The organism is Streptococcus sp. GMD1S (assembly GCF_000296875.1).
Lineage (GTDB): Bacteria > Bacillota > Bacilli > Lactobacillales > Streptococcaceae > Streptococcus.
This window is the reverse complement of sequence record NZ_AJQY01000349.1, coordinates 1-2372: the sequence shown is the minus strand read 5'-3', so window position 1 is coordinate 2372 and position 2372 is coordinate 1. Positions and strand designations below refer to the sequence as shown.

3 protein-coding genes and 1 pseudogene are annotated in these 2372 nt (G+C 37.9%); all 4 read left to right on the top strand.

Annotated elements, in window-relative coordinates; genetic code table 11:
- A pseudogene (locus tag GMD1S_RS10165) lies at positions 1-264 on the top strand (M3 family metallopeptidase); the annotation flags it as partial.
- A 20-nt stretch (positions 265-284) separates the two neighbouring features.
- Entirely contained in the window at positions 285-1067 is a 783-nt protein-coding gene (locus GMD1S_RS10160) for a hypothetical protein (RefSeq protein WP_001079821.1), read from the top strand.
- A gap of 61 nt (positions 1068-1128) precedes the next feature.
- Positions 1129-1920 (top strand): DUF2785 domain-containing protein, encoded by a 792-nt coding sequence (locus tag GMD1S_RS10155; RefSeq protein ID WP_000284153.1) that lies wholly within the window; start codon positions 1129-1131, stop codon positions 1918-1920.
- A gap of 111 nt (positions 1921-2031) precedes the next feature.
- On the top strand, positions 2032-2372 hold a 341-nt coding region (locus tag GMD1S_RS10150; protein WP_000714861.1), incomplete at its 3' end, for an MIP/aquaporin family protein.

Sequence of the window (2372 nt, the reverse complement as noted above, 5' to 3'; positions counted from 1 at the left end):
CACTATTACATGGGCTTGTATAGCTACACCTACTCTGCTGGTCTTGTCATCTCGACAGCAGGTTATCTCCATCTGAAAAACTCTGAGAATGGGGCTAGAGACTGGCTCAATCTCCTTAAATCAGGTGGTAGTAAGACACCGCTTGAGTCAGCCATGATTATCGGTGCCGATATTTCAACAGACAAACCACTCCGTGATACAATCCAATTCTTGTCAGACACAGTTGACCAGATTATCGCCTACAGTGCCCAGTTGGGAGAGTAGGGGGAATTTAGGATAAGGATATGAACAGAATTAAAAAATGGCTGGAGCAGGATTCACAAAGAATACGTTTTATAAAAATAGGCCTAGTCTTGTTGGGAATCATTTTATTGATTGCTCTTCCTACTCTCTATCTTGTTTTGAGCGGAGTTGGTATTTGGTATTTTGTAAAGAAAGTACCAGATATTCGAAAAAGAAATTTAATGATAGGACTTTTTGTTGTTAGTTTTATTGTAGTTTCTCTTCAAACTCCGACAGTCACAAAGAAAATTTCATCTTCTCAATCAGAAACTAAGCAAACTGCGGCATCCACTGCTAAAGTAGAGTCAACAACCGATGCTTCATCTAGTACAGAAGAGGCAAAACGAGTTGATGAAGAGAAAAAAGCTAAAGAAAAAGCAGAAGAAGAGAGAATTGCCAAAGAAAAAGCTGTAAATGAGTTGCAAGAAAAAGGTGAAACCTTAGTCAAACAATTGGAAGAAAGTCAAGATGCAAGTCAAGTGAAGTCTGTTAAAGAAACAGTTAATCAGATTGAAAATAATGATAAAAAGGCAGAATTGCTCGATAGGATAGACGCAGTTGAGTCTTTAATTTCTCAAAAAGAAGAAGAGAAAAGAATTGTGCGTGAATCTGAGACTAAAGCCCAACAGCAAGATAGAATTGTCTATGTTGCAAACCATGGGAATGCGAAAGTTTATTGGTATAGTAAGGATAGAATGCCTTTAAAAACTAATAAAGCTAATGTTGTCGAGATGACAGAGGCTGATGCAATTGCAGCAGGAAAACGTCTATCTAAAAAAGAATAAGATAGAAAGTTATCTTGGGCTGGCTTTTTAAACAGTTGCTAGAAATGTAGAGGTATTGACCATGTATCAAGAGTTACTTAGAAAAATAGCAGAAGAAAAACCAAGTTATCATGAGGAAGAAATCCAATGGTTGCTTGATCATTTGGGAGATCCTTCTCCAGAAATTCGCGATGACCTTGTTTTTACAAGCTTTGCTAGAGGGATTCAGGAAGAGCTATTTACACAGGAACAATTTTATTTCATTGCTGAAGGGATTTCATCTGATGGAGGGTTAGATAAAGAGATTGATAAGGTAGGCTTGTCAACACTTGAACGTTCTTTTAGGGCGCTTATTTATGCAAATCTCTTGTCTGCGGATGCCAACCAGCAATCGATTTTTTATCAGGGATTAAAAGCAGAAATTCGTAATGTCCTTTTAAATCAAGGCTTGCACTATCTTTCAAAAGAAAAGGATACAACGAGTTTTTCAAGTCAGTATGGTTGGGTTCATGCTTTTGCACATGGAGCCGATTTACTGACAGAGGTAGTTTGTCATCCAGACTTTCCTAAAAACAGAGTTCATGAAGTATTTGATATACTTGGCCAACTATTTAAAAGAGTTTCGATTCGCTTTACAGATGATGAGGATTGGCGTTTAGCAAGAGTGATCTATGAACCTATTTTACAAGGGAAGTTGGAGCAAGAGCAAGTAGCTTCTTGGATAAAAGCTGTTGATTTTCCGATAGAAGAAAGGGAGGATTTTTACAAATTTTCAAACTTTAAGTCCTGTCTGTTGGAAGTCTATGTTCAACTTGACCAGAGAAATAGTTTACAAGATGACTTGAAAGACGCTATCCAGTCTTTTCAATACTAGAGATTAGCTAATAGTTATATGATTTTCAAGAAAATTTCCAATAAATTTTCTTGGAACCCTTTCCCTCTTTTGATAGACTAGTATCTAGTTTTTGAAAAAAGGAGAAAGAAAATGAAAAAATTTGTCGCTGAGTTAATCGGTACTTTCATGCTTGTGCTCATCGGAACAGGAGCTGTTGTTTTTGGAAATGGTCTTGATGGCCTTGGTCACCTTGGAATTGCCTTTGCCTTTGGTTTGGCAATCGTAGTTGCAGCCTACTCAATCGGAACTGTTTCAGGTGCTCACTTGAACCCAGCTGTTTCGATTGCTATGTTTGTTAACAAACGTTTGTCATCAAAAGACCTTGTCAACTACATCCTTGGTCAGGTTGTTGGAGCTTTCCTTGCGTCAGCTGCGGTATTCTTCCTCTTGTCTAACTCAGGCATGTCAACTGCTAGTCTTGGTGAAAATGC

Coding starts and splice junctions, on each gene's coding strand:
- GMD1S_RS10160 (WP_001079821.1), top strand. CDS start 285: ATGAACAGAATTAAAAAATGGCTGGAGCAGGATTCACAAAGAATACGT.
- GMD1S_RS10155 (WP_000284153.1), top strand. CDS start 1,129: ATGTATCAAGAGTTACTTAGAAAAATAGCAGAAGAAAAACCAAGTTAT.